At 70.7% G+C, this 23,269-nt stretch carries 20 protein-coding genes; 8 read left to right on the top strand and 12 right to left on the bottom strand.

The features are described 5' to 3' along the window. Window positions 1-7: 7 nt before the first annotated feature. The 7 genes from I5071_RS07600 to I5071_RS07570 all read right to left on the bottom strand — a co-directional run bounded on the left by I5071_RS07600 (window position 8) and on the right by I5071_RS07570 (window position 8,825). Entirely contained in the window at window positions 8-1,207 is a 1,200-nt protein-coding gene (locus tag I5071_RS07600; protein ID WP_236604734.1) for a hypothetical protein, read from the bottom strand. Beyond that, window positions 1,204-2,031, bottom strand: a complete 828-nt coding sequence (locus I5071_RS07595; protein WP_236604733.1) for a tetratricopeptide repeat protein — start codon at window positions 2,029-2,031, stop codon at window positions 1,204-1,206. Before I5071_RS07595 ends, I5071_RS07600 begins: the two co-directional genes overlap by 4 nt. Continuing rightward, window positions 2,032-3,522 (bottom strand): serine/threonine-protein kinase, encoded by a 1,491-nt coding sequence (locus I5071_RS07590; RefSeq protein ID WP_236604732.1) that lies wholly within the window; start codon window positions 3,520-3,522, stop codon window positions 2,032-2,034. A gap of 315 nt (window positions 3,523-3,837) precedes the next feature. Further along, window positions 3,838-5,679 (bottom strand): acyl-CoA dehydrogenase, encoded by a 1,842-nt coding sequence (locus I5071_RS07585; RefSeq protein ID WP_236604731.1) that lies wholly within the window; start codon window positions 5,677-5,679, stop codon window positions 3,838-3,840. Between the two features lie 217 nt (window positions 5,680-5,896). Beyond that, a complete protein-coding gene (locus tag I5071_RS07580) occupies window positions 5,897-7,102 on the bottom strand; it encodes a GDSL-type esterase/lipase family protein (protein ID WP_236604730.1) in 1,206 nt (401 codons plus the stop codon). Between the two features lie 83 nt (window positions 7,103-7,185). Continuing rightward, a complete protein-coding gene (gene aroC, locus I5071_RS07575; RefSeq protein WP_236604729.1) occupies window positions 7,186-8,328 on the bottom strand; it encodes a chorismate synthase in 1,143 nt (380 codons plus the stop codon). A 29-nt stretch (window positions 8,329-8,357) separates the two neighbouring features. Continuing rightward, window positions 8,358-8,825 (bottom strand): hypothetical protein, encoded by a 468-nt coding sequence (locus I5071_RS07570; RefSeq protein WP_236604728.1) that lies wholly within the window; start codon window positions 8,823-8,825, stop codon window positions 8,358-8,360. Between the two features lie 71 nt (window positions 8,826-8,896). On the opposite strand from I5071_RS07570, the gene argS reads away from it, so the two are divergent. The 5 genes from argS (at window position 8,897) to I5071_RS07545 (ending at window position 16,346) form a co-directional block, all read left to right on the top strand. Continuing rightward, a complete protein-coding gene (gene argS / locus I5071_RS07565) occupies window positions 8,897-10,627 on the top strand; it encodes an arginine--tRNA ligase (RefSeq protein ID WP_236604727.1) in 1,731 nt (576 codons plus the stop codon). Further along, a complete protein-coding gene (locus I5071_RS07560; protein ID WP_236604726.1) occupies window positions 10,624-11,751 on the top strand; it encodes a THUMP domain-containing class I SAM-dependent RNA methyltransferase in 1,128 nt (375 codons plus the stop codon). Before argS ends, I5071_RS07560 begins: the two co-directional genes overlap by 4 nt. A 161-nt stretch (window positions 11,752-11,912) precedes the next feature. Further along, the gene (locus I5071_RS07555) at window positions 11,913-13,586 is read left to right on the top strand and encodes a serine/threonine protein kinase (protein ID WP_236604725.1); all 1,674 of its coding nucleotides are present in this window, start codon (window positions 11,913-11,915) and stop codon (window positions 13,584-13,586) included. Window positions 13,587-13,635: 49 nt separating this feature from the next. Further along, a complete protein-coding gene (locus I5071_RS07550; protein ID WP_236604724.1) occupies window positions 13,636-14,406 on the top strand; it encodes an SDR family NAD(P)-dependent oxidoreductase in 771 nt (256 codons plus the stop codon). A 62-nt stretch (window positions 14,407-14,468) separates the two neighbouring features. Continuing rightward, entirely contained in the window at window positions 14,469-16,346 is a 1,878-nt protein-coding gene (locus I5071_RS07545; RefSeq protein ID WP_236604723.1) for an MFS transporter, read from the top strand. A gap of 57 nt (window positions 16,347-16,403) precedes the next feature. Here I5071_RS07545 and I5071_RS07540 read toward each other — a convergent pair whose 3' ends face one another. Further along, on the bottom strand, window positions 16,404-16,919 hold the full coding sequence (locus I5071_RS07540; RefSeq protein WP_236604722.1) for a hypothetical protein: 516 nt from the start codon (window positions 16,917-16,919) through the stop codon (window positions 16,404-16,406). A gap of 111 nt (window positions 16,920-17,030) precedes the next feature. Here I5071_RS07540 and I5071_RS07535 point away from each other — a divergent pair, with 111 nt between their 5' ends. Then, window positions 17,031-18,449 carry an L-histidine N(alpha)-methyltransferase gene (locus I5071_RS07535; RefSeq protein WP_236604721.1) on the top strand — a complete coding sequence of 473 codons (1,419 nt, stop codon included), beginning with the start codon at window positions 17,031-17,033 and terminating at the stop codon, window positions 18,447-18,449. Between the two features lie 7 nt (window positions 18,450-18,456). Here the strand turns inward: I5071_RS07535 and I5071_RS07530 are convergent, their stop codons facing one another. Continuing rightward, complete coding sequence (locus I5071_RS07530) at window positions 18,457-18,960, bottom strand: hypothetical protein (protein ID WP_236604720.1); 504 nt, start codon at window positions 18,958-18,960, stop codon at window positions 18,457-18,459. 121 nt (window positions 18,961-19,081) lie between these two features. Here I5071_RS07530 and I5071_RS07525 point away from each other — a divergent pair, with 121 nt between their 5' ends. Together I5071_RS07525 and I5071_RS07520 are read left to right on the top strand one after the other, a co-directional pair. Next, on the top strand, window positions 19,082-20,641 hold the full coding sequence (locus I5071_RS07525; protein WP_236604719.1) for an acyl-CoA carboxylase subunit beta: 1,560 nt from the start codon (window positions 19,082-19,084) through the stop codon (window positions 20,639-20,641). Between the two features lie 105 nt (window positions 20,642-20,746). Further along, window positions 20,747-22,030, top strand: a complete 1,284-nt coding sequence (locus I5071_RS07520; protein WP_236604718.1) for a hypothetical protein — start codon at window positions 20,747-20,749, stop codon at window positions 22,028-22,030. Window positions 22,031-22,055: 25 nt separating this feature from the next. Here the strand turns inward: I5071_RS07520 and I5071_RS07515 are convergent, their stop codons facing one another. The 3 genes from I5071_RS07515 to I5071_RS07505 are packed head-to-tail and all read right to left on the bottom strand — an operon-like array spanning window position 22,056 to window position 23,237. After that, entirely contained in the window at window positions 22,056-22,331 is a 276-nt protein-coding gene (locus I5071_RS07515; protein ID WP_236604717.1) for a hypothetical protein, read from the bottom strand. Window positions 22,332-22,336: 5 nt separating this feature from the next. Continuing rightward, on the bottom strand, window positions 22,337-22,867 hold the full coding sequence (locus I5071_RS07510; RefSeq protein WP_236604716.1) for a DUF2752 domain-containing protein: 531 nt from the start codon (window positions 22,865-22,867) through the stop codon (window positions 22,337-22,339). Between the two features lie 13 nt (window positions 22,868-22,880). After that, window positions 22,881-23,237 carry a hypothetical protein gene (locus tag I5071_RS07505; RefSeq protein WP_157069339.1) on the bottom strand — a complete coding sequence of 119 codons (357 nt, stop codon included), beginning with the start codon at window positions 23,235-23,237 and terminating at the stop codon, window positions 22,881-22,883. Window positions 23,238-23,269: the final 32 nt, after the last annotated feature.

Below are 23,269 nucleotides of genomic sequence, written 5' to 3'. Positions count from 1 at the left end.
AAGCCGACTACTCGAGGGCGCCGCCGTTGATCCAGCGCGCGACCTGCGTGATCTCCGCCGCCTCGAGCTGCCGCGACATGCGCGGCATCACGTCGCCACAGAGGTCGACCCCCGCGAGCTTGCGCCAGAGCAAGCTGCGCGTCGCATCGCGCGGGATCACGAGCACGTTCCCGGTGCCGCAGAAGCCCGGCACGTTCACGAGCTCGAGGTACGCCTGCGTCTGCGTCGCGAGATCGAGCTGACCGGCGCGCGTGCCCGCGGTGGTGTGGCAGGGGCCGCAGCGCGATCCGATGATCGTCGAGTAGATGCTCGTGAACGTCGGCGCGACGGTGCATCCCCCCGTCGGATCGCAGTACGACCCGAGCTCGCATGCCGTGTGGACCGGCGCGACGCGGCAGCCCGCGACCGCATCGCACGAGTCGGTCGTGCACGCGTTGCCGTCGTCGCACGCGGCCGCGTCGGGCGTGTGCGAGCACCCCGCGACCGGGTCGCACACATCCGTCGTGCACGGGACCGAGTCGTCGCACGCAGCGGCGGCCGGCGTGAACACGCACGTCCCGCTCTCGCAGGTGTCGGTCGTGCAGTCGACGCCGTCGTCGCACTCGCTCGCGTTGCGGCAGTCGGGCGGCGGCCCGCCGTCCATCGGGCCCGCGTCCACCGGAGGCTCGTCGCCCCCGTCGATCGGCCCCGCGTCCTGCGGCGCGCCCGCGTCCTCCGTGCCCGCATCCTCCGCGACCGATCCGTCGAGCCGCGGCGCGTTCCCGTCCCAGTCGAGCAGCTCTCCGGGCCCGACGTCGACCGGACGACACCCCGACGCCGCGCACGTCTGTCCGTCCTCGCACGTCACCGCGCGACACGACGCGAGCAGATCGAGGCGCAGCGCGCGCGTCCGATCCTGCACGAACTCGACACGCGCGCTCCGGCGCACGACCTCCGCGCTCCCGCGCAGACCGATCACGTCGACGTCGATCGGCCCGAGCGTGGTCCGGCTCACGACGCCCAGCGTCACCGGCAGCGGCGCTCCGCCCGCGACATCGGCGCTCGCCTCGCGCATCGTGCCCTGCCCGTCGCGCATCTCGATGCGGATCGTCTCGAGCTCCTCGGGCACGCGCAGGTCGGTGTCGACCACGATCATCAGCTCGGTCACCGGGGTCGGCGCGGCACACGACGCGAGCGCGATCCCCAACACGAGCACGCCGCGCCTCACCACTCGATCACCCCCGGCATCGCGTTCCCGATCGACGGCGCTTCTTCGCCGGAGGGCGTCGTGAACACGACCGCGAGCGCCACGCCGACACCGATCGCCACCGCCGCGCCACCGATGATCCCGACCCAGAGCCACGTGTCGTCGCCGCCGCCACGATCACTCGGCGGCGCGCTCTCGGCAGGCGTCACCTGCAGCGCCGCGACCGGCGCCTCGGCGCGCTCCGCGCGCGGCGGCACGGCGAGCACCACCTCCGCCGATCCGCCCTCCGCGACGTCGACGTGCGCACGCGCGACGTCCTCGCCGTCGCGCGTCGCGACCGCGTCGTGCGAGCCGGGATCGAACGGCACCGCCACGCCGACCGCCTCGGCCGGCAGCTCGCGCGTCCCGACGCGCACGCGCACGTCGGTCGGATCGCCATCGAGCCGCACCGTGAGCCGACCGAGCCGCCGCGCGATGTCGGCGCGCTGCGCCTCCGCCGAGCTCCGCAGCTCCGCGGTCGTCGAGGGATCGCGCAGCACGCGCTGAAGCGCCTCCGACGCCTCGACGAGCAGGCCTCGATGCATCAGCGCCGACGCGAGGTTGAACGCGATCGCGGGCGCGGGACGGATCGCGTACGCACGCCGGAAGCGATCGGTCGCGTCCTCGTACGACTCGCGACGCGCGAGCTCGACGCCCTCCTGGAAGAGCGCGCGCGCCATCGCCACGCGCTCGGGATCCTCGTCCTGTGCCCACGCGCGCGGCGTGATGGCGAGCGTCGCGATCCCGATCGCGATCACCACCCACGGCGCGGCCGAGCGTCCCGTCGCGAACGCCGGTCGTCTCATCTAGAAACCCGGATCCTCCACGAAGCCCCCCGGCGTCGTCGGCACGGACGCGCGACGGCGCGCCCGCTCCGCACGACGCCGCTCCCGCGCAGTCGAGTCCGCCGGCTCGACGTCCGCCGCGCGCTCCTCGACCTGCACCTCCGCGGCCGGCGCGACCTCCGCCGGCGCAGCCTCGACCGTCTCCTCCGCGACGACCGCCGCCGGCTCGGCGACCACCGGCGGCGCCGCGACCGGCGCTGGCATCGGCTCCGCGCGCGGTGGCTCGACGTCGCCCGCGCGCATCATCATCAGCGCGCCCATCGCGACGAGCCCGATCACCGCGAGCGCCGCGACCATCCACGCGATCCGCGCGCCGCGTGCAGGTGCCTTCTCGCGCACCAGCGGGAACGGCAGCGCCGTCGCATCACCGCGCGGCTCGGGCAGCGCTGCGACCACCTCGGGTCGCGCATCCAGCGCCGGCGCACGCCCGTACCCCTCGCCGACGATCTGCTGCAGCGCCGCCGCGATCTTCGCGGACGTCACGACGATGCGCTCGTCCGCGAGATAGCGCTCGAGGTCCTCCTGCATCTCGGCCGCGCTCGCGTAGCGATGCCGCGGCGAGCGCGAGAGCGCCTTCACCAGCACCCGCGCGAGCCCTGCCGGGATCCCCGCGAACGCGTTCTCCTTGAGCGGCTCGACCGCGATCGCGCGCATCGTCGCCGCGGGCCCGTCGCGCCGGAAGATGCGCTCTCCGGTGAGCATCTCGTGCAGCACGATGCCGAGCGAGAACACGTCCGATCGCGCGTCGATCTTCGCGCCCGTGCACTGCTCGGGCGACAGGTACGCGAGCTTGCCGCGCACGATCGTGTGCCCGTCGGTGTCGGTCGAGGTGTCCTTCGCCGCCTCGTCGCGCGTGGTCTCGAGCGACGACTGCGCGACCCCGAAGTCGAGCAGCTTCACGGTGCCGTCCCACGCGACCATCACGTTGTGCGGCGAGACGTCCTGGTGGACGACCTCGAGCGCGCGCCCTCGCTCGTCGCGCGCCACGTGCGCCGAGTGCAGCGCCTCCGCGACGCTCGACGCGATCTTCGCGGCGACGTGCGGCGGGATCTTCGTGCGCGTCTTCCGCGCGTGGGCGATCAGCTCGCGCACGCTCGTCCCCGAGACGAGCTCCATCGCGAGGTACGCGTGCCCGCTCTCCACGCCGAAGCGGTACACGTGGCAGACGTTCGGATGGCGCAGCCCGAGCGCGACCGCGCCCTCGCGCATGAACATCTCGGCGAAGCCCGCGTCCCGCTCGAGCGACGCGCGGATGACCTTCAGCGCGAGCAGGCGCGCCGCGCCCTCGGAGCGCTCGCGCGCGAGGAAGACCTCGGCCATCCCGCCGACCGCGATCCGCCCGAGCAGCTCGTAGCCGGCGAAGCGCCGCAGCGTCGGCAGCTCCGGCGCATGCTCGTCACGCGCGCGCTCTGGCACGTCGGTGTCGATCAAGACCTCCAGGGAGTCGCGCACGCGCGGCCCGGAGCTCTCCGCGTCGCCGCTCTCCGGAGAGATCGCCGCGCGTTCGGGGCTCGACCGGCGGCTCACCGGATCCTCACGACGCGAGCTCGCTGCGATGGCCACACACGTCGTGCCTCCTCTCGGCAAAGTTACCGGGGACCTGACCTTCGGTCCGTCGGGGTTTTCCCCTACGTGGCGCCCGCGAAGAGCCCGAAAATCTCACCAAATTCGTGCTGCGACCCCCCCGCCGACGCGCGTACACGACGGAACGAGAAAGGGCCCGGCGTTTCCGCCGAGCCCCTTCATGTCACCAGCTCGCGATCCCCTTCACACGGTCGCGAACGCCTCGTCCGGAATCTCCAGCGCGCTCTTGTCGCCGTTGCCCAGCATCTTCGCCTTCGCGACGACCTCGGGGAGCACGTTCTGCGCGTAGAAGATCGCGGCCTGCTTCTTCCCCTCGTAGAAGAACCAGTCCTTCTGGTCCTTCGTCAGCTTGCTCTGCGCGTCGGCCGCGATCGCCGCGCCCTCGAGCAGCAGCCAGCCGACCGCGAGCTCGCTCATCATCTCGAGGAAGCGGTTCGCGTTGAGCGGCACCTTCGCCATCTCGCCGCCCTTGAACCAGCCGAGGAACTGGAACGCCGCGCTGCCCACGGCCTCCTGCGCCTTCGCGAGGTTCTTCACCGACGCGCCGAGGACCGCGTCCTCCTGCTTCGCCGACACGAACTTGCCGATGTCCGCGAAGAACTCCTGGGTGTGCTTGCCGCCCGCCTGACCGAGCTTGCGGCCCACGAGGTCGAGCGCCTGGATGTGGTTCGTGCCCTCGTAGATCGAGAAGATCTTCGAGTCGCGGAGGTACTGCTCGACGGGGTAGTCGTTGCAGTAGCCGGCGCCGCCGTAGACCTGGATCGCGTCCTCGCACACGCGGAACGACTGGTCGCTCGCGTACGCCTTCACGATCGGCGTGAGCAGCTCGACCTGGCCCTGGTGGTAAGCGGCCTGCTCGTCGTTCTTGCCGCCGAGCGCGGTCGCGCGGTCCTGGTGCATCGAGAGCTTCACGATCAGCGCGCGGATGCCCTCGACCTTCGCCTTCATGCCGAGGAGCATGCGGCGCACGTCGGGGTGATCGATGATCGCCACGCGCGGCGCGGTCGGGTCCTTCCACGCCGTGATGCTCGAGCCCTGCTTGCGATCCTTCGCGTACTCGAGCGCCGAGAGGTACGCCGCGCCCGCGATCGCCAGGCCCTGGATGCCCACGCCGATGCGGGCGTAGTTCATCATCTGGAACATCTGCTTCATGCCCTGGTGCGGAACGCCGCCGACCAGGACACCGACGCACTTGTCCTCCTCGCCGAACTGCATGACGCAGGTCGCCGAGCCGTTGATGCCCATCTTGTGCTCGATGCTCGCGACCTTGACGTCGTTCGGCGCACCGAGGTTGCCGTTCGCGTCGACGCGGTACTTCGGCACGATGAAGAGCGAGAGGCCCTTGGTGCCCGCCTCCGCGCCGTCGATGCGCGCGAGGACGAGGTGCACGATGTTGTCGGCGCAGTCGTGATCGCCGCCCGAGATGAAGATCTTCGTGCCCTGGATCTTGTAGGTGCCGTCGGGCAGCGCCTTCGCCGTCGTGCGCGCCGCGCCGACGTCCGAGCCCGCGTGCGGCTCGGTGAGGCACATCGTGCCGCCCCACTTGCCCGCGTACATGCGCGCCGCGAACTGCTTGCGCTGCTCGTCGGTGCCGCAGTGATCGATCAGCTCCGCCGCGCCGAGCGAGAGCCCGGGGTACATCATGAACGCGACGTTCGCGCCGCTGAACATCTCCTCGACGAGGACCTGCAGCGTGCGCGGCGCGCCCTGGCCACCGAACTCCTCGCTGCCCGAGAGCTGTCGCCAGCCCGCCTCGTAGAGCTTCTTCCAGGCGTCGGGGAAGCCCGTCGGGGTCTTCACCTTGCCGTCGATCAGCTTGCACTTCTCGCGGTCACCGACGCTGTTCAGCGGACCCAGCACCTCGGTCGCGAACTTGTAGGTCTCGTCGAGGACCATGCGGACCTCGTCCTCGCCCCACGCCGCGAACGGCTCCTTCGAGAGTAGGTCACGGAGGCCGAACTGCTCGAACACCAGGAACTGGAGCTCGCGGAGGTCCGCCTTGTACCGATTCTGGGCCTGCGACATCTGCACCTCACTCCTAGGAAGCGTCGGCTGCCGTGTGATGCTTTCGGGATCGGGCCGCTGGCGCGTCTCGGACGAAACTGAACCGCGGCTCAGTCGTCAGGGGTAAGGGGTGCGACGCAGTGCGTCAAGCCGAAATGGTCGGGAAACGCGATGTTTTTCGCGTGTTTGCCGAGGACCAATTCGGGATGCGTGACGCAGGCCTGAGTTGCCGAAGAGATCAGCGCGGCTCGGCCGCCATTCCGGCGAGCAGGACGCGCAGCAGATCGGCTCCGAGCCGTCGATATCCCTGCTCGGTGAAGTGCATGCGATCGTCGCGCTCGAGCGGCGGATCGGATGCGAGCCAGCGCTCCACCGCGCCCGGCCCGCCCTGCCACGCGAGCACGTCGACGAACGCGCATCCGTGCGCGTGCGCGATCCGCCGCTGCATCGCCACGAAGAGCGGGAGCGCGCCCGGGCTCTTCCACTCGCCGCGCACCCCGCGCACCTGGCGATCCGAGGGCCCGATCACGAGGCACGACGCGTCCGGCGAGTGCCGGCGCACGCGCCCGATCACGTCGACGAAGTGCTGCTCGTGCTGCGCGAACGTGAGGTGGTGATCGTCGAGCTCGTTGTTTCCGTACGAGAGCGCGACGAAGTCCGGTGGGCGCGGCGACCAGAGCGCGCTCCACGTCGCTTCGTCCCAGAGCAGCTGATGCCGCGCCTTCGCGCCGGCGATCGCGAGCTGATCGACGATGACACCGGGTCGATCGCGCTCGAGCACGACACCGAACACGCGCACCGGCGCGCTGCTGCGCGTGCGCAGCGAGACGCGATGCGATCCCAGCGGCACCTCGATGCGCTCGATCGCGGGCGCGATCGTCTCGCTCGCAGTGTCGAGCACGCGCGCGGGCTCACCGTCGATCTCGACCTCGAGCGCGCCGCCGCCCGGCTGGCGCAGGTACATGATCTCGATCCGCGACGCGCTCGCGCCGTGCTCGGTCTCGACCTCGGCCCACGCGGGCTCGGTCGCCTCGAACGCCATGCCCGCGAGCCCGTAGTGCTCGACGCCCATGCGCTTGCTCGAGGGCTGCAGCATCGTCCAGCCCTCGGCGTCGGCGATGCGCACGCCCTGCTGCCAGTAACGATCGATCGGCGGCATCGCGAGCACGAAGCCGTGCCCCGCGTCGCCGAAGTGCTGCTGCAGGCGCGCGCGGATCACGCCGGTGTAGAGATCGCTCGCGGTGTGCGAGCCGCCGTAGAACGAGAGCCGCGCGGTGTGCTCGCCGCGGGCCGCGCGCGCGAGCGCGGCGTGCAGCGCGTCGAGCGCGTGACCGCTGGGATCCTCGAGCACGAGATCGCCGGTGAGCCCGTCGGTCGGACGCCGCGGGAGATCGTCGAGCGCGGCACGCGCGAGCTCCCCCGGCGACGTCGGCGCGAGCGGCATGCTCGATCCGCGCTCGTCCGCGTCCGCGGCGCCACATCCGACCGCGAGCGCGATCGCGACGATCGATACAGCTCGCCGCGCGATCACGTCGACGTCGACACCCGCCGGGAGCCGGTCCAGCGCAGCCAGTGATCCGCGAGCACGATCGCGACCATCGCCTCGCCGATCGGAGGGAAGCGCGGGAGCAGACAGGGATCGTGACGCCCCTTGGTGCGCAGCGTCGTGGCGCGCCCGTGCACGTCCGCGGTGTCCTGCTCGCGCGCGAGGCTGCTCGTCGGCTTGATCGCCGCGCGCATCACGATCGGCATCCCGCTCGAGATGCCGCCCAGCATGCCGCCGTGGCGATTGCTCGCGGTGCGCAACGAGGGCACGTCGGGCGGCGAGGTCTCGCGCTCCGCCGCGAGGAACACGTCGTTGTGCGCGCTGCCGCGCATGCGCGCGCTCGCGAACCCGCTGCCGAACTCCACGCCGAGCACCGCGGGCAGCGAGAAGAGCGCCTTGCCGAGATCGGCGCGCAGCTTGTCGAACACCGGCTCGCCGAGCCCCGCGGGCACGTTCGTCGCGACGATCTCCGACACACCGCCGATCGAGTCGAGGTCGCGACGCACCTCGTCGATCAGCGAGACCATGCGCGACGCCGCGTCGGGATCGGGGCAGCGCACGAGGTTCGGCGATCCATCGGGCAGGGTCTCGACCTGCGTCAGCGTCACGCCCGCGGGCTCGTCGATCTGCGCGACCACGTCGCCGACCTGCTTCACGTACGCGATCACGCGACCGCCGAACGCCTCGTGGATCAGCTTCTTCGCGATCGCGCCCGCCGCGACGCGCGCCACCGTCTCGCGCGCGCTCGATCGACCTCCGCCGCGCGGATCGCGAAAGCCGTACTTCGCGTCGTAGGTGTAGTCGGCGTGGCCGGGGCGATAGACCTCGGCGATCGACGCGTAGTCCTTGCTGCGCTGATCGGTGTTGCGCACGAGGATCGCGATCGGCGTGCCGGTGGTGCGGCCTTCGTAGACGCCGCTCAGGATCTCCGGCTCGTCGCTCTCCATGCGCTGCGTCGTGAGCACGCTCTGGCCGGGCTTGCGGCGCGAGAGATCGGGGCGCAGGTCCTCCTCGCTCAGCGCGAGACCGGGCGGGCAACCGTCGACGATCACGACGTTCCCCGGTCCGTGCGACTCGCCCGCAGTGGTGACGCGGAAGGCCTGTCCGAAGCTCGAGCCCGGCATGAGGCGCGGAGTCTAGAACGCGCAGCGCCTCAGGGCCCGCCATCGTGCGCGAGCGTCTCGAGCTCGCGCGCCGCGGTGCGACCACCGATCTCCACGACGAGCGTGAGCGGCACGTCCGAGATGGACGGCGCCGTGGGCGGGAAGAGCAGGATCGGCGCGCTCGTCGCGTCGGTGTCGCTCCCACGCAGCGGCACGTTCGACGCGTTCGACTCCACCACGCCCGAAGGTCCGCGCAGCTCGGTGCGCTGCGCGATGCACGCACCGAGCGCGCTCCCCACGACGCGCACGTCGACCTCCACGTGGGTCCCGCCCTGCAGACCGTGGATCTCCTCGACGCGGAGGATCTCCAACGCCGTGACCACTGCGCTCGCCGAGGCGCGATCACACGACGACATCACGGGCGGCGATGGGTTGTCGCACGAGCACGCCGCGAGCGAGGTCACGATCACCGAGGCCAACCCGAGCCCCACGCCGACGGCACATACGATCCTGCGCACGGCCGCACGATATCGCGTCCGGCGCGCGGGATCATGCAGTCCGCCGCGCTCGGTGGTAAGAACGCGCGCCTATGCGGATCGAACGATTCCTCGATGCACTCGCCTCCAAGGCGATCGAGGACACCCTGGGCGTGAAGGCGCCCGCGATCCTGCGCCCCACGCAGGACCCGAAGCACGGCGACTACCAGGTGAACGGCGTGATGCCGCTCGCCAAGCAGCAGAAGCGTCCGCCGCGCGAGCTCGCCGAGAAGGTCGCCGAAGCCCTGCGCTCGCACGAAGCGATCGCGGAGGCGACCGTCGCGGGCCCCGGGTTCCTCAACATCCGCCTCGCCGACGCGTGGATCGCCGCGCGCCTCGCCGAGTCCCTGAAGGACGCGCGCGACGGCGTGCCCGAGACCGACGCGAAGCAGAAGATCGTCGTCGACTACTCGAGCCCGAACATCGCGAAGCAGATGCACGTCGGCCACCTGCGCTCGACGATCATCGGCCACGCGCTGGTGCAGCTCCTGCGGTTCCAGGGCCACGAGGTGATCGGCGACAACCACCTCGGCGACTGGGGCACGCAGTACGGCCTCTTGATCGCGGGCCTGCGCGCGTTCGGCGGCGGTGACGCCGCGGTCGCGTCGCTCTCGCTCGCGCAGCTCGAGGGCATCTACGTCGAGGCGAAGAAGCGCGCGAAGGACGACGAGTCGTTCGCCGACGAGGCGCGCCGCGAGCTCGCGAAGCTGCAGTCGGGCGACGCCGCGAACCGCGCGCTCTGGGAGCGCTTCGTCGCGATCACGCGCGCCGAGAACGACAAGGTCTACGAGCGCCTCGGCGTCTCGTTCGAGTGGTGGAAGGGCGAGAGCTTCTACGAGCCGATGCTCCCGGGCGTCGTCGACGAGCTCCTCGCGAAGCACCTCGCGCGCGAGGACCAGGGCGCGATCTGCGTCTTCTTCAACGAGCTCGAGAACGTCGCGAACAAGCTCGCGAAGCAGAAGACGCCGTTCCTGATCCGCAAGAAGGACGGCGCGTTCCTCTACTCGACGACCGACATCGCGACGGTCGAGCACCGCAAGTCGCTCGGCGTCGATCGCGCGATCTACGTCGTCGACTCGCGCCAGTCGCAGCACTTCGAGCAGCTCTTCGGCGTCGTGCAGATGCTCGGCATCACGATGCAGCTCGAGCACGTCGGCTTCGGGATGGTGCTCGGCAGCAGCGGCACCGCGCTCGCGACGCGCGAAGGCAACGCGTTGACGCTCGCGTCGCTGCTCGACGAGGCGGAAGCACGCGCCGCCGCGGTGGTGCGCGAAGCGGGCCTCGACATCCCCGACGATCAGATCGCGAACGTCGCGCGCGCAGTCGGGATCGGCGCCGTGAAGTACAGCGATCTGCGCCAGAACCGGCTCAGCGACTACCAGTTCGACTTCGAGAAGCTCATCGAGTTCAAGGGCAACGCCGGGCCTTACATGCAGTACGCGGCCGCGCGCGTGCTCTCGATCTTCCGCAAGGCGGCGCTCGACGAGCGCAGCTTCGCGCCCGCGTCGATGACGCTCACCGAGCCTGCCGAGCTCGCGCTCGCGCGCCAGCTCGCGAAGTTCGCCGACGTCGTGCACGCCGCGGCCGACACCTGCCAGCCGCACCTCCTCACCGATCACCTCTACGCCGTCGCCCGCGACTTCAGCACGTTCTACGAGGCGTGCCCGGTGCTCAAGGCCGAAGGGCCGACGCGCGAGTCGCGTCTCGCGCTCACCGCCATCGTCGTGCGTCAGCTCCGCCGCGGCCTCGCGCTGCTCGGCATCGAAGTCCTCGAGCGCATGTGAGCGTCGAGCGCGAAGACCGCTTCCAGCCGTTCTTCGTCACCTGCGCCGCGGGGACCGAGCTCGCGCTGAAGGACGAGCTGCGCGAGCTGCGCCTCCACAAGGTGCGCGCCGATCGCGGCGGCGCGCGCTTCGAGGGCACGATCGATCACGCGTTCCGCGCGTGCCTGCACTCGCGCATCGGCGTGCGCGTGCTGATGCCGATCGCGCGCTTTCCCGCGCCCGACGGCGAGGCGCTCTACGCGGGCACGCGCGACGTCGAGTGGGAGCGCTGGCTCACGCCGCGCCACACCCTCGCGGTCAGCGCGATCAGCAAGCAGAGCGCGCTCACCCACACCGCGTTCGTCGCGCAGAAGACGAAGGACGCGATCGTCGATCGCCTCCGCGATCACACCGGCGCACGACCGAACGTCGATCGCGAGGATCCCGACGTCGCGATCTTCGTGCACATCGCGAAGGACGAAGCGTCGGTGCACCTCGACGTCTCGGGCGAGTCGCTGCATCGACGCGGATGGCGCCGCGCGATCGGCGAAGCGCCGCTCAAGGAGACGCTCGCCGCCGCGCTGCTGCGCCTCTCGGGCTGGGATCGCGAGCGCCCGCTGATCGATCCCACCTGTGGCTCGGGCACGATCCCCATCGAGGCCGATCTCTGGGCGCGCGACGTCGCGCCCGGCATCGCGCGTGATCGCTTCGGCGTCGAGCGCTGGGCCAGCCACGATGCGCGCGAGCGCGCCGCGTTCCGCACCATGCGCGACGAGGCGCGCGCGAACGAGCGCCCGAGCGGCCCCGAGATCCTCGGTCTCGACGTCGATCCCCGTACCATCTCGCTCGCCGAGTCGAACGCGAAGCGCGCCGTGTCTCGCGCACGTTTCCGGCGTGCTTCGCTCCGCGATCTCTCGCTCGCGCACGCGCCCACCGAGCTCGTCGCGAACCCGCCCTATGGAGTGCGCCTCGACGTGCGCGCCTTCTGGGACGAGCTCGCCGCGATCCGTCCCGCCCTCCGCGGCCACCGGCTGAGCCTCTTGCTCCAGGCGCCGCCGCCCGAAGGTCTTCTCCCGGAGCCGGTCGCGTCCCACCGGCTCTTCAATGGCGCCATCGAGTGTCGCCTGTTGACCTGGGAGCCCTGACCCCAGACCCACAAAACCCCGCCGTTTTCGCTGCCTGTGTACGCCACGGCTGGAAACAACGTGGCTATAGACGAACAGTGCATTTGGGGTACACTCGGCTGGACGACATCATTGGGGTCGGGGAACCCAATGACCCGTCGTCAGAGGGGGTCCTTTCCCGCATGAGCGTCCCGAGCCCGAAGGACAACGGAGTCGTTCCGGAGGAGATCAACGCTCCCCCGGTGCGCACGGGCAAGACGGGCGAGACCGACCCGCTCATCGGCAAGGTCGTCTCCGATCGTTTCCGGATCCTTTCGCCGATCGCTCGCGGCGGTATGGGCGTCGTGTACAAGGCCGAGCAGGCTCCGCTCGGTCGTCTCGTCGCCATCAAGATCCTCTCGCTCAAGCACGACGAGGAGAAGGATCCCGAGTTCCGCAAGCGCTTCTTCCTCGAGGCCGCCACGGTCGCGAAGCTGACGCACCCGAACACCGTCACGGTGTTCGACTACGGTCAGGGCGACGGCGGCATCTACTACATCGCGATGGAGCTGGTGAACGGGCGCACGCTCAAGCGCGGCCTGACCCAGGAAGGCCCGTTCTCCGCGGACCGCTCGATCAACATCGCGAAGCAGATCTGCCGCTCGCTCCGCGAAGCGCATCGCCTCGGCGTCATCCATCGCGACATGAAGCCGGGCAACGTGATGCTCGTCGACCGCGACGGCGAGGACTACGTCAAGGTGCTCGACTTCGGTCTCGTCAAGGAGATCGACGGTCAGAACCCCGACGAGGATCTCACGCAGGCCGGCGTGTTCATGGGCTCGCCCAAGTACATGTCGCCCGAGCAGATCCAGGGCGAGCACGTCGACGGCCGCACGGACATCTACGCCATCGGCGTGATGCTCTACGAGATGTTGACCGGCCGGGTGCCGTTCAACCGCGAGAACCAGATGCAGATCCTGATGGATCACGTGCGCGAGCCGGTGCCGCCGATGACGGTGCCCTCCGGCAAGCCGCCGATCCCGCCGGAGCTGCAGGCCGTCGTCTTCAAGTGCCTCGAGAAGAAGGCCGCCGACCGCTACCCGGACATGGAAGCGCTGCTCGTCGCGCTGAAGCAGGGCGGCGGAGACGGCCTCCACCTGACGGCCTCGCACAGCCGCGAGGTCGATCTCTCGATGTCGACGGGCGGCACGCCGATCAGTGGCGTGCACACGGTCGGGCCGCAGTCGCCGCCGGCGGGGATGCCCTCCGGCGCGCTCCCGCCCGCGCCGATGAGCGCGGCGCCCGAGGAGAAGAGGTCGAAGGCGCCGATGGCGCTCGCGATCGTCGCGGTGCTCGCGGCGGTCGGCGGCATCGGTGCGTACGCGACCGGCATGGTCGGCGGCGCCGAGGCCGCCGAGACGACCGTGCTGCCGACGCCGTCCACCGCGTCGCCGCCGCACGACCCCACGACCTCGCCGACCGACGCGCTCGGGGCCGTGATGCCGACGCCGGACACGACGGGCACCGCGCCGCAGCCGACGGAGCCGGTGCGCACGCTGATGGTGTCGCTGCGCTCGACTCCGCCCGGCGCGACGGTGGAGATCGCGGGACGCGCGTACGGCCCGACGCCCGCGCAGGTCGAGCTCGTCGGTGAGCTCGCGACCGAGGGCCGCGAGCTCGAGCTGACGTTCTCGCGCCCGGGCTTCCGCCCGACGACGGTCACCGAGACCGTCCACGGCGCCTCGATGGAGGTCGAGGCGCGCCTCACGCTCATCCGTCGCCCGGGAGGCGGCGGTGGCGGCGGCGGTGGGGGTGGCGGCGGCGACGAGAGCGGCGGCGACACCCGCGTCGAAGGCTACCGCGACAGCCCGTACTGATTCGGGAGCGCGCTTCCGCCGCGACGCTCGGTCGGGTTAGATCGCGCGCATGGATCTGCACGGATCGGTCGCACTGGTCACGGGCGGCGCGTCGGGGCTCGGACGCGCCACGGTGGAGGCGCTCGCAGCGCGCGGCGCGAACGTCGCAATCGTCGATCGCGATGCCGATCGCGCGAAGGCGCTCGCGGCGGCGATCGGCGGTGATCGCGCGTTCGCCGCACCCGCCGACGTCGCCGACGGCGCGGCGATGAGCGCGGTGATCGACGACGCCGCATCGCGCGGGCCGCTGCGCGTCGCGGTCGCGTGCGCGGGCGTCGGCTGGGCCGCGCGCACCGTCGACAAGGACGGCAAGCCGCACGACCTCGAGCTCTTCCGCAAGGTCATCGACGTGAACCTCGTCGGCACGTTCAACGTGCTGCGCCTCGCCGCCGCCGCGATGGCGAAGGCCCCGCCGCTCGCCGACGGACAGCGCGGCGTGATCATCGGCACCGCGTCGGTCGCTGCGTTCGAAGGTCAGATCGGTCAGGTCGCGTACAGCGCGAGCAAGGGCGCGGTCGTCGCGATGACGCTGCCCGCCGCGCGCGACCTCGCGAAGGTCGGCGTGCGCGTGATGACGATCGCGCCCGGCACCTTCGACACGCCGATGCTCGCGGCGCTGCCCGAAGAAGCGCGCAAGTCGCTGGCCGCCGCGATCCCCAACCCGTCGCGCCTCGGCGACCCGACCGAGTACGCGCGCCTCGCGCTGAGCATCGTCGACAACGCGTACCTCAACGGCACCGTCATCCGCATCGACGGCGCGCTGCGCATGGCGCCGAAGTGACGCGAGCAACGCGGCTCGCGAGCGGCAGTCCTCTCTCTCGACTCCGCCCTGGACGGTGAACGATGAGCCAGTCCCGCCTGCTCGCCGAGACGCGCTTCGCCCCGTTCTTCTGGACCCAGTTCCTCGGCGCGTTCAACGACAACGTCTTCAAGAACGCGCTCGTCATCCTCTTCACGCTCACGCCACCGAGCGACGTCTCGCTCTCGCGCGACGCGCTCGTGAACCTCGCGAGCGGTCTGCTCATCCTGCCCTTCTTCATCTTCTCCGCGACCGCCGGACAGCTCGCCGAGAAGATGGAGAAGTCGCGCCTCGTGCGCTGGACGAAGCTCATGGAGATCGCGGTGATGCTCGTCGCCGCGTTCGCGCTCTTCTCGGGCAGCGCGATCCTCCTGCTCGCCCTGCTCTTCATGCTCGGGCTGCAGGCCGCGATCTTCGGCCCGGTGAAGTTCGCGATCCTGCCCTCCGTGCTGCGCGAGGACGAGCTCGTCGGCGGCAACGGCCTCGTCGAGATGGGCACGTACGTCGCGATCCTCGGCGGCACGATGCTCGGCGGTGTGCTCGTCGCGCAGCAGGGCTGGGGCGTGCATGCAGTCGCGATCACGATCGTCGTCGTCGCGATCGCGGGCTACGTCGCGAGCCGCGGCGTGCCGCAGGTCCCCTCGGCGATGCCGAGCTTGCACATCGATCCGAACGTCTTCGTCCAGACGTGGCGCGTCATCGGGTACGCGCGCGAGAACCGCGCGGTCTGGCTCTCGGTGCTCGGCAACTCGTGGTTCTGGTTCGTCGGCGCGCTCTTTCTCGCGCAGCTCCCCGGCTTCGTCGAGGACGTGCTCCACGGATCGCCCGAGGTCGTCACGCTGCTGCTCATCGTGTTCTCGCTCGGCGTCGGCATCGGCTCGCTGCTCTGCGAGCGCCTCAGCGGACGCGTGATCGAGCTCGGCCTCGTCCCCTTCGGATCGATCGGCATCACGTTCTTCGCGATCGATCTCTTCCTCGCGAGCGAGTGGCACGTCGCGCCCGCCGTCGTCGAAGGGCCGTTCGCCGTGCTCGCCGACTCGAGCAACTGGCGCATCCTCATGGACCTCGCGCTGCTCGGCGTGTTCGGCGGCTTCTACAGCGTGCCGCTCAACGCGATGATCCAGCACCGCAGCGACCCGACGAAGCGGTCGCGCATCATCGCCGCGAACAACATCGTCAACGCCATCTTCATCGTCGGCGCGGCGGGCGTCGCGATCGTGCTGCTCGGCCTCGGGCTCACGATCCCGCAGCTCTTCCTCGCCGCCGGCGTGATGAACGCGCTGGTCGCGCTCTACATCTACACGCTGCTCCCCGAGTTCCTCTTCCGGTTCCTCGTGTGGCTGCTGATGCACACGATGTATCGGCTGCGCGTGAAGGGCATCGAGAAGATCCCGAGCGAGGGCCCGGCGCTGCTCGTGTGCAACCACGTCGCGTACGTCGACGCGCTGATCCTCGCGGCCGCGTCGTCGCGCCCGATCCGCTTCGTGATGTGGTGGAAGATCTTCGAGATCCCCCTGCTCAAGTGGATGTTCGGCATCGCGCGCGCGATCCCGATCGCGGGCCGCAAGGAGAAGCCCGAGCTCGTCGAGAAGGCGTTCGCGGAGATCGATCGTGCGCTCGCCGAGGGCGAGCTCGTCTGCATCTTCCCCGAGGGCGCGCTCACGTACACCGGCGAGATCGCGCCGTTCCGCCCGGGCGTCGAGCGGATCGTCGCGAGCGTCCCGGTGCCGGTGTACCCGATGGCGCTCAAGGGCCTCTGGGGCAGCTGGTTCAGCCGCCGCGGTGGGCCGGCGATGGCGAAGCGTCCACGCCGCTTCCGCTCGAAGATCGAGCTCGAGATCGGCGACGCGATCGCGCCCGGCGACGCGACCGCGGAGCGCCTGCAGCACGCGGTGCAGACCCTGCGCGGCGACGCGCGTTAGGCGCTTGCAGGAGTCCTCGACCCGCGGGCGAGCCGATCTTCGACGGTCTCGAGCCGCTCAGATCCCCGGCGGCATCGGGCCCGGGTCCGGCGGATCGAACGGCCCGTCGCCGCCGCCGCCGGGCTCGCGCGGCTCGTCTCCGCGCGGCTCGCGCCCCGGCACGGGGAACCCGTTGTCCTCGAGCTCGTCGTTCATCTGGTCGGGATCGCCGTCCGGCGCGTCGCGCTCACCGCACTGCAGCGTCGAGCAGATCCACCGATCCTCGCAGACCACGAGGCACTCCGCGGCGCACCCGGTCTCCTCGTCGTACACGCCGAACACGCCCTCTTCGCCGGCATCCTCGCGCCCGACCGCGACCACGTACACGCGCGTGCGCGTCGCGAAGAACGCGTCGACCTCGTCCTCCGGCGCAGTCAGCTCGCACGTCAGATCCGCGCGCGAGCGCGCCGAGCCACGATGCGAGAGATCGATCGGCACCGGGTCGCCCGCCGGCAGATCCGCGACGACGGGGTCCGCGCCCGTCCCCTGGCACGCCCCGAAGAGCAGCGCGCCGACGATGACTGTCTTCCGCATGCTCGTGACGGTGCCACGCGCGCGCGGCCAAAGACTCTGGGGGCATCGCGAAAGACGAGCGTCCCCTCGCCAAAGACCGCGGCGCACGACGTCGCGTGAGAGGATGGGCAGATGCGCTCACGACGAACCACCGACCGCTCCAGCAGCGACGTCGAGAGCGCGCGCCCGTCGCGCCCCACCGCGCCGAGCCAGCTGCTCGAGCTCTTCTTCTCGACCTGCGCCGAGCTCGGCATCGAGAGCGATCGCGACGTCGCGGCGCTCGCGGGCGTGAGCGTCGAGAACGTCGCGAACTGGCGCTCCGGCGCGGTGCGCGAGCTCAAGCCGTACAAGCTCGCCGGGGTCAAGCGCGCCATCGCCGCGCGCATCGCGCAGCTCAAGGATCGCGCGAGCCTGATGGACTCGACGGTCCACCTGAAGCTTCGCCCGCTCGAGATCGAAGAAGGCTCGAGCCCCGCGGAGCAGCAACGCAAGCTGCGCGACCGCGTGCACTACGACTACGTGGGGCACCAGTTCCTCTACTCCGAGGCCCAGGGCGCGCTCGCGTGGGAGAGCATCATCCGCTCGGGCTACGAGCAGGACTCGTGGCTGCGCGGCGTGCGCGACCAAGCGCGCCTCTGGTTCGACTCGGCGCGCGACGCGCGCGGTGGATGTCGCGGTCCGATCGCCGAGGCGCTCGGGCTCGACTCGCGGCGCCTCCGCGGGCTCGACGTGATCAGCCTCGGCCCCGGCGAGGGCAGCAAGGAGTGCGTGCTGATCGAGGCGCTGCACGCGCTCGAGGGCACGATCGGCCAACCACTTCCCTGGCAGACGATGGCGCTCGTCGACGTGTCCATCTCCTTGCTGGTGCGCGCCGCGACGTCGGCGCGGAAGATCGTGAGCGAGCGCGAAGACCTCCCGCACACCCACGTGCTCGCGTTCTGCGCCGACTTCGAGGAGGGCCCGCTCGGCTTCGTCAATCGCCTGCCCACCGAGCGCTACGACGCCGACGCGGGGCGACGCCTCGTGTGCGTGCTCGGCAACGTCTTCGGCAACGTGCGCGACGAGGAGCACTTCCTCCGCGAGAAGCTCGCGCGCCTGGTGCGTCCCGGCGATCTCCTCTGGCTCGAGGTGGGGCTGCGCAACGATCCGATCTCGAGCGATCCGCTCTACGCGCTGCTCGCACGCGCCGATCGCCAGGAGACCGCGGCCGAGACCAACCGTCGCCTGCTCCTCGAGGGCCCCTATCGCGCGTGGGAGAGCGCGCTCGGCCGCAGCCACGCGCGCGTCGAGATGCGCCTCACGCTGCGCGAGGACGACGAAGCATCGCGCATCCCCGGCTCGTGCAACTTCTGCCACGACCTCTGGCTCGTCGAGGAACGCCGCGCGCTCACGATGCTCTACAGCCGACGCTACGAGCTCGGCGCGCTCACCCGCTGGCTCGACGCGCGCGGCTACCAGCTGCTCCGCCAGCAGAGCGTCCCGGACAGCAAGGGCCGCCCGCGCGTCGCGCACCTGCTCCTGCGCCGCACCAGCGAGCCCGAGAAGCGCTGAATCGCGCTCACGCGAGGAGCGACACCACGCGCGCGATCGTCGCGATCACCACGAGGCTCGCGAGCACGTATCCCCCGCGCGCGCCCCCGCGCCCTCGCGCTTCCGCCCAGTGGCCCCACCCCGCGAGCAGCGCGACGATCGCGATCATCGCGAGCAGCTCGCCCTCCGCGCGCTCGCTCGGCCAGCTCGAGGAGAGCGCGCGCTGCAGACCACCCACCAGCGCGATCGAGCCCGACGCGATCGCGAGCCCCCCAGGCGCGCGCAGGCTCGTCGCGAGAGCGCTGCGCCGCAACATCACGATCGCCGCGCCGAGCAGCCACAGCGTCGCGAGCGCGCTGCTGACCCCGACCACGACCCACCAGCCGCCGTCCACCGAATCCCCGGCGTTCATCATCCCGGCGAACGAGGAGAGCCCGGTGAGCGGCACGGCCAGCAGCATCGTCGTGCCCGCGACCGTCGACCACCCCGTGCGTTGCCGCGGGCTCGCCGCCGCCATCGATGCTGATTCCACAGGCTCCTCCCCCTCGCTGCGAGCGGCCCCGCGATCTGCGTTTCATCCCGACGCGCGTGCAGCGACCCGAGGATACCCCGCCCTTCCCTCTGGACCCTCGCTCCGCTATCCCTTCGCGGCCATGACCGTGAAGAAGCCCTTCGATCCCGTCGCTGCTCTCGATGATCTCGACCGACGTGCGCTCGAGGGCGGCGGCGCCGCGCGCATCGCGAAGCAGCACGAAGCGGGCAAGCTCACCGCGCGCGAGCGCATCGATCTGCTCCTCGATCCCGGCTCGTTCGTGGAGATGGATCGCCTCGTCGTGCATCGCTGCACCGACTTCGGCATGGGCGAGCAGAAGATCCCCGGCGACGGCGTGGTCACGGGCTACGGCAGCATCGAGGGCCGCAAGGTCTTCGTGTTCGCCCAGGACTTCACGGTCTTCGGCGGGTCGCTCTCCGCGGCCTACGCCCGGAAGATCACGAAGATCATGGACCTCGCGATGCGTGTCGGCGCGCCGGTGATCGGCCTCAACGACTCGGGCGGCGCGCGCATCCAGGAGGGCGTCGAGTCGCTCGCGGGCTACGCCGAGATCTTCCAGGCGAACGTGCTCGCGTCGGGCGTCGTCCCGCAGATCAGCGCGATCCTCGGCCCGTGCGCCGGCGGCGCGGTGTACTCGCCCGCGCTGACCGACTTCATCTTCATGGTCGAGAAGACCTCCTACATGTTCATCACCGGCCCCGACGTGATCAAGACGGTCACGCACGAGGAGGTGAGCAAGGAAGAGCTCGGCGGCGCGCGCACCCACAACGAGACGAGCGGCGTCGCGCACTTCGCCTCGGCCGACGACGCGTCGTGCCTCGCCGCGATCCGCGAGCTGATGGGCTTCCTGCCGCTCAACAACCACGAGGACCCGCCGCACCGCCCCACGACCGACTCGGTGGATCGCGAGGACGCGGAGCTCGACACGCTGGTCCCGCGCGACTCGGCGAAGCCCTACGACATCAAGCAGGTCATCACGAAGGTCGTCGACGACGGCGTGTTCTTCGAAGTGCAGGAGCGCTTCGCCGAGAACATCGTGATCGGCTTCGCGCGCATCGGCGGCTCGCCGATCGGCGTCGTCGCGAACCAGCCGCAGATCCTCGCGGGCTGCCTCGACATCGACGCGAGCGTGAAGGCCGCGCGCTTCGTGCGCTTCTGCGACGCGTTCAACGTGCCGATCGTCACGTTCGTCGACGTGCCCGGGTTCCTCCCCGGCACCGCGCAGGAGTACGGCGGGATCATCAAGCACGGCGCGAAGCTGCTCTACGCGTACGCCGAGGCGACGGTCCCGAAGATCACGGTCATCACCCGCAAGGCGTACGGCGGCGCGTACGACGTGATGGCGAGCAAGCACCTGCGCGGCGACATGAACTTCGCGTGGCCGAGCGCGGAGATCGCGGTGATGGGCCCCGACGGCGCGGTGAACATCGTCTATCGCCGCGAGATCGAGAAGGCGAGCGACCCGGTCGCGGCGAAGGCGCACTTCGTCGACGAGTACCGCGCGAAGTTCGCGAACCCGTTCAAGGCGGCGGAGCTCGGGTTCGTCGACGAGGTGATCCACCCGCGCACGACGCGCGCGCGCCTGGCGCGCGCGTTGTGGCTGCTGCGCGACAAGCGGCTCGAGAACCCGCCGAAGAAGCACGACAACCTGCCGCTCTGAGAGCGCACCGCCGAGCCCACGAGCAACGTTCTCGGGCGTCCGCGCGGCGTCGCGAAGTGCGTGCTCGTCGTCGCGTCGCGAGGCTCGACGCGGGCGAGGTCACCGGTGCATCCTCCCGCCGCTGGAGGACCGATGCGGACCACTTTGCTCGCCATGATCGTCGTCGCGCTCGCCGTCGGATGCGCGCGCTCGACCACCTCGACACCAGCGGGCGCGCTCGGCGGAGAGTGTTTGCCCGACCGTCGCTGCAGCCTGGGTCTCGAGTGTTTCCGCGGGATCTGCCTCGAGCCCGAGATGATCGCGGGACGCGACGGCGGCGCGCCGCTGGGCCGGGACGCGAGCGTGCCGCTCGACCCCGACCGCGGGGACGGCGGCCGACGCGCCGACGACGCCGGCGTCCCTCCCGTCACCGGCGAGGTGGTCGCGCGCGGCAGCGGCGAGCTCCTCGCCGTGTTCGTGATCGAGGCGGGCTGGATCGTCGTCGATCGCGACGCCGCTCGTCTGATCGGTCGCGACGGCGGCGAGCTCGCGACGTTCGCGAGCGGCCGCGAGATCACGGCCGCGGCATTCGACGGCGAGTACGTCGCGATCGCCGATCGCGCCGAGCTGACATCACTGACGCCCGACCTCGCGACGATCGCCACGTCGCGGCTGCCGCGCTTCTGCGAGGCGGGCGTGATCGTGTCGGGGCACCGGTTCGTGTGCGGCCCCGAGAACGACTGGGATCGCGTGTTCTCGACCCACGACCTCGAGACGGGCGCCACGCTCGGTCTCTCGACGGAGCACACGTACAACGGGATCCCGATGGAGCGCGTGCCCGGGACGGATCACTTCGTCACGACGACGGTCTCTTCTTCGCCGTCGGACTTCCACCTCTACGAAGTGACCGCGAGCGGAGTCGCGACGTTCGTCAACGAGTCGCCGTACCACGGTGACATCGCAGCGAGCACGGTCTTCGCCTTCGTGGGCAGCCCGGCGACGCACCTCGTGAACCACGTCGGCGTGATGCTTCGGATCTTCGGGGACGGCTGCGCGCCGGGCTCGTCGTTCACGTCGGGCTGCTTCGTGCGCGACGGCGATCTCGGCACGCTCTCGGGCTCCGAGGGCTACGTCGCGATGACGGAGGACGGCACGTCGATCTACGCGCTGCAGGGCGACGGCGATCGCTTCTTCTCCGATCCGCTCTGCGAGACGGCATGCACGATCGAGCGCGTCGATCCCGCCGCGCGTCGCGTGACCTCGTCGCGCGGCTACGCGGTCCCGTTCCTCGCCATCCCGGCGTTCGAGCACGATCGCTGGGCGTCGAAGGTGGTGCTCGGCGTGCAGAGCGAGGGAGACCGCTTCGACGGCTTCACGGCGTACGAGGTCCGGCTCGCTCCGTACGAGTGAGCCCGGTCGGCTGCTGCGGCCCCCATCATCGGCGCCGCGGGTCGTCGCTCAGCGCGCGGCGCAGCCGGGCGTGCAGCTCGCGATCGTCCCAGTCGAGCGCGCGCCGCACGATCCTCGAGTGCACGTGCTGGAGGACCAGCGTGACGAGCTCGTCGAGTGTGATGAGCCCGTCCTCGAAGCATCCTCGCGCCTCGCGGTGCACGAGCACGTCCTCGACGACCTCGGCGATCGACTCGCGCGACGTCTCGATCCCGTTCTGGCGCAGGAAATCGAACAGCGCGTCGGTGACTTCGTCGTCCACGCCGCTCAGTGCACGTGCGGCGCGACGAGGTCCCAGGCGCGCCCGATCATGCTCGCATGCGGATCAATCGGATCCGGCAGCCCACCGAGCAGCCCTCCGAGCCGCGCGACGTAGAGCCCGAAGAACATCACGAGCAGCACGCCCCACACGAGGTTGGGCACCCGCACGAACACGCGGTGCTTCGGGATCCACCCGAGCTCTTCCAGGATGGGCTTCGACAGGAACCACGCGACGATCGGCGTCATCACCGGCGCCATCGGGTGCAGGCGCCACATCGCGGCGAAGTCGAGCTGCAGGATCGCGAGCGTCGCGCGCGTCAGGCCGCAGCCCGGGCACGGCACGCCGAACATCAGGCGCGTCGGGCAGAGCGGGAATTCGATCGCGGCGAGCAGCAAGAGCGCGAGCAGCGGCGTCGCGGCATCGAGCACGCGGCGCCACTGCGGTCTGTCGGGGAGCGGCGGTCTCGACGGAACGACGACGCCCGAGGCCTCGTTCGAGACCTCGGGCGTCTTGGTCGTGATCGCGCGATCGCTCACGCGACCAGTCTGATCAGAACGTGGCCGGCGCGCCGCCGCCGCCCTGCCAGATCGAGTTCATGTCCTCCTGGATCTTCGCCCAGCCGAAGCCGCACGCGAACAGGAAGAGCAGGTAGTTCACCCAGTTGTTCTCGGCGTTCGCGACGCCCGAGCGCTGACGCGCTTCCTGGATGTAGCCGCCGAGCCGCATCAGCGCGTAGGGCGCGCAGACCCAGGCGATGAGGAGCTCGACGATCGGGTTGATGTCGTCACGGCCGAGGTAGTTCTTCAGCTCGGTGAACATCGTATAGAAGTAGTAGAGCGGCCCGAGCCCGCAGGTGAAGATCGCCACGAGCCAGACCGTCGTCGGATTCCGAACCTCGCCCTTCATCGACACTCCTCCCGCGCGCGCCCCGCGCTCTG

Origin of the sequence: Sandaracinus amylolyticus (genome assembly GCF_021631985.1) — a bacterium.
Classification (GTDB): Bacteria; Myxococcota_A; Polyangia; order Polyangiales; family Sandaracinaceae; genus Sandaracinus; species Sandaracinus amylolyticus_A.
Note: the sequence above shows the minus strand (reverse complement) of the source record. Positions and strands in the feature narration are given on the sequence as shown.

Excerpts from the sequence above, each read along its gene's own strand:
- I5071_RS07595 (WP_236604733.1), bottom strand. The coding sequence starts at position 2,031 with ATGAGACGACCGGCGTTCGCGACGGGACGCTCGGCCGCGCCGTGGGTG.
- I5071_RS07585 (WP_236604731.1), bottom strand. The coding sequence starts at position 5,679 with ATGTCGCAGGCCCAGAATCGGTACAAGGCGGACCTCCGCGAGCTCCAG.
- I5071_RS07580 (WP_236604730.1), bottom strand. The coding sequence starts at position 7,102 with ATGCCGCTCGCGCCGACGTCGCCGGGGGAGCTCGCGCGTGCCGCGCTC.
- aroC (WP_236604729.1), bottom strand. The coding sequence starts at position 8,328 with ATGCCGGGCTCGAGCTTCGGACAGGCCTTCCGCGTCACCACTGCGGGC.
- argS (WP_236604727.1), top strand. The coding sequence starts at position 8,897 with ATGCGGATCGAACGATTCCTCGATGCACTCGCCTCCAAGGCGATCGAG.
- I5071_RS07555 (WP_236604725.1), top strand. The coding sequence starts at position 11,913 with ATGAGCGTCCCGAGCCCGAAGGACAACGGAGTCGTTCCGGAGGAGATC.
- I5071_RS07550 (WP_236604724.1), top strand. The coding sequence starts at position 13,636 with ATGGATCTGCACGGATCGGTCGCACTGGTCACGGGCGGCGCGTCGGGG.
- I5071_RS07545 (WP_236604723.1), top strand. The coding sequence starts at position 14,469 with ATGAGCCAGTCCCGCCTGCTCGCCGAGACGCGCTTCGCCCCGTTCTTC.
- I5071_RS07540 (WP_236604722.1), bottom strand. The coding sequence starts at position 16,919 with ATGCGGAAGACAGTCATCGTCGGCGCGCTGCTCTTCGGGGCGTGCCAG.
- I5071_RS07535 (WP_236604721.1), top strand. The coding sequence starts at position 17,031 with ATGCGCTCACGACGAACCACCGACCGCTCCAGCAGCGACGTCGAGAGC.
- I5071_RS07525 (WP_236604719.1), top strand. The coding sequence starts at position 19,082 with ATGACCGTGAAGAAGCCCTTCGATCCCGTCGCTGCTCTCGATGATCTC.
- I5071_RS07505 (WP_157069339.1), bottom strand. The coding sequence starts at position 23,237 with ATGAAGGGCGAGGTTCGGAATCCGACGACGGTCTGGCTCGTGGCGATC.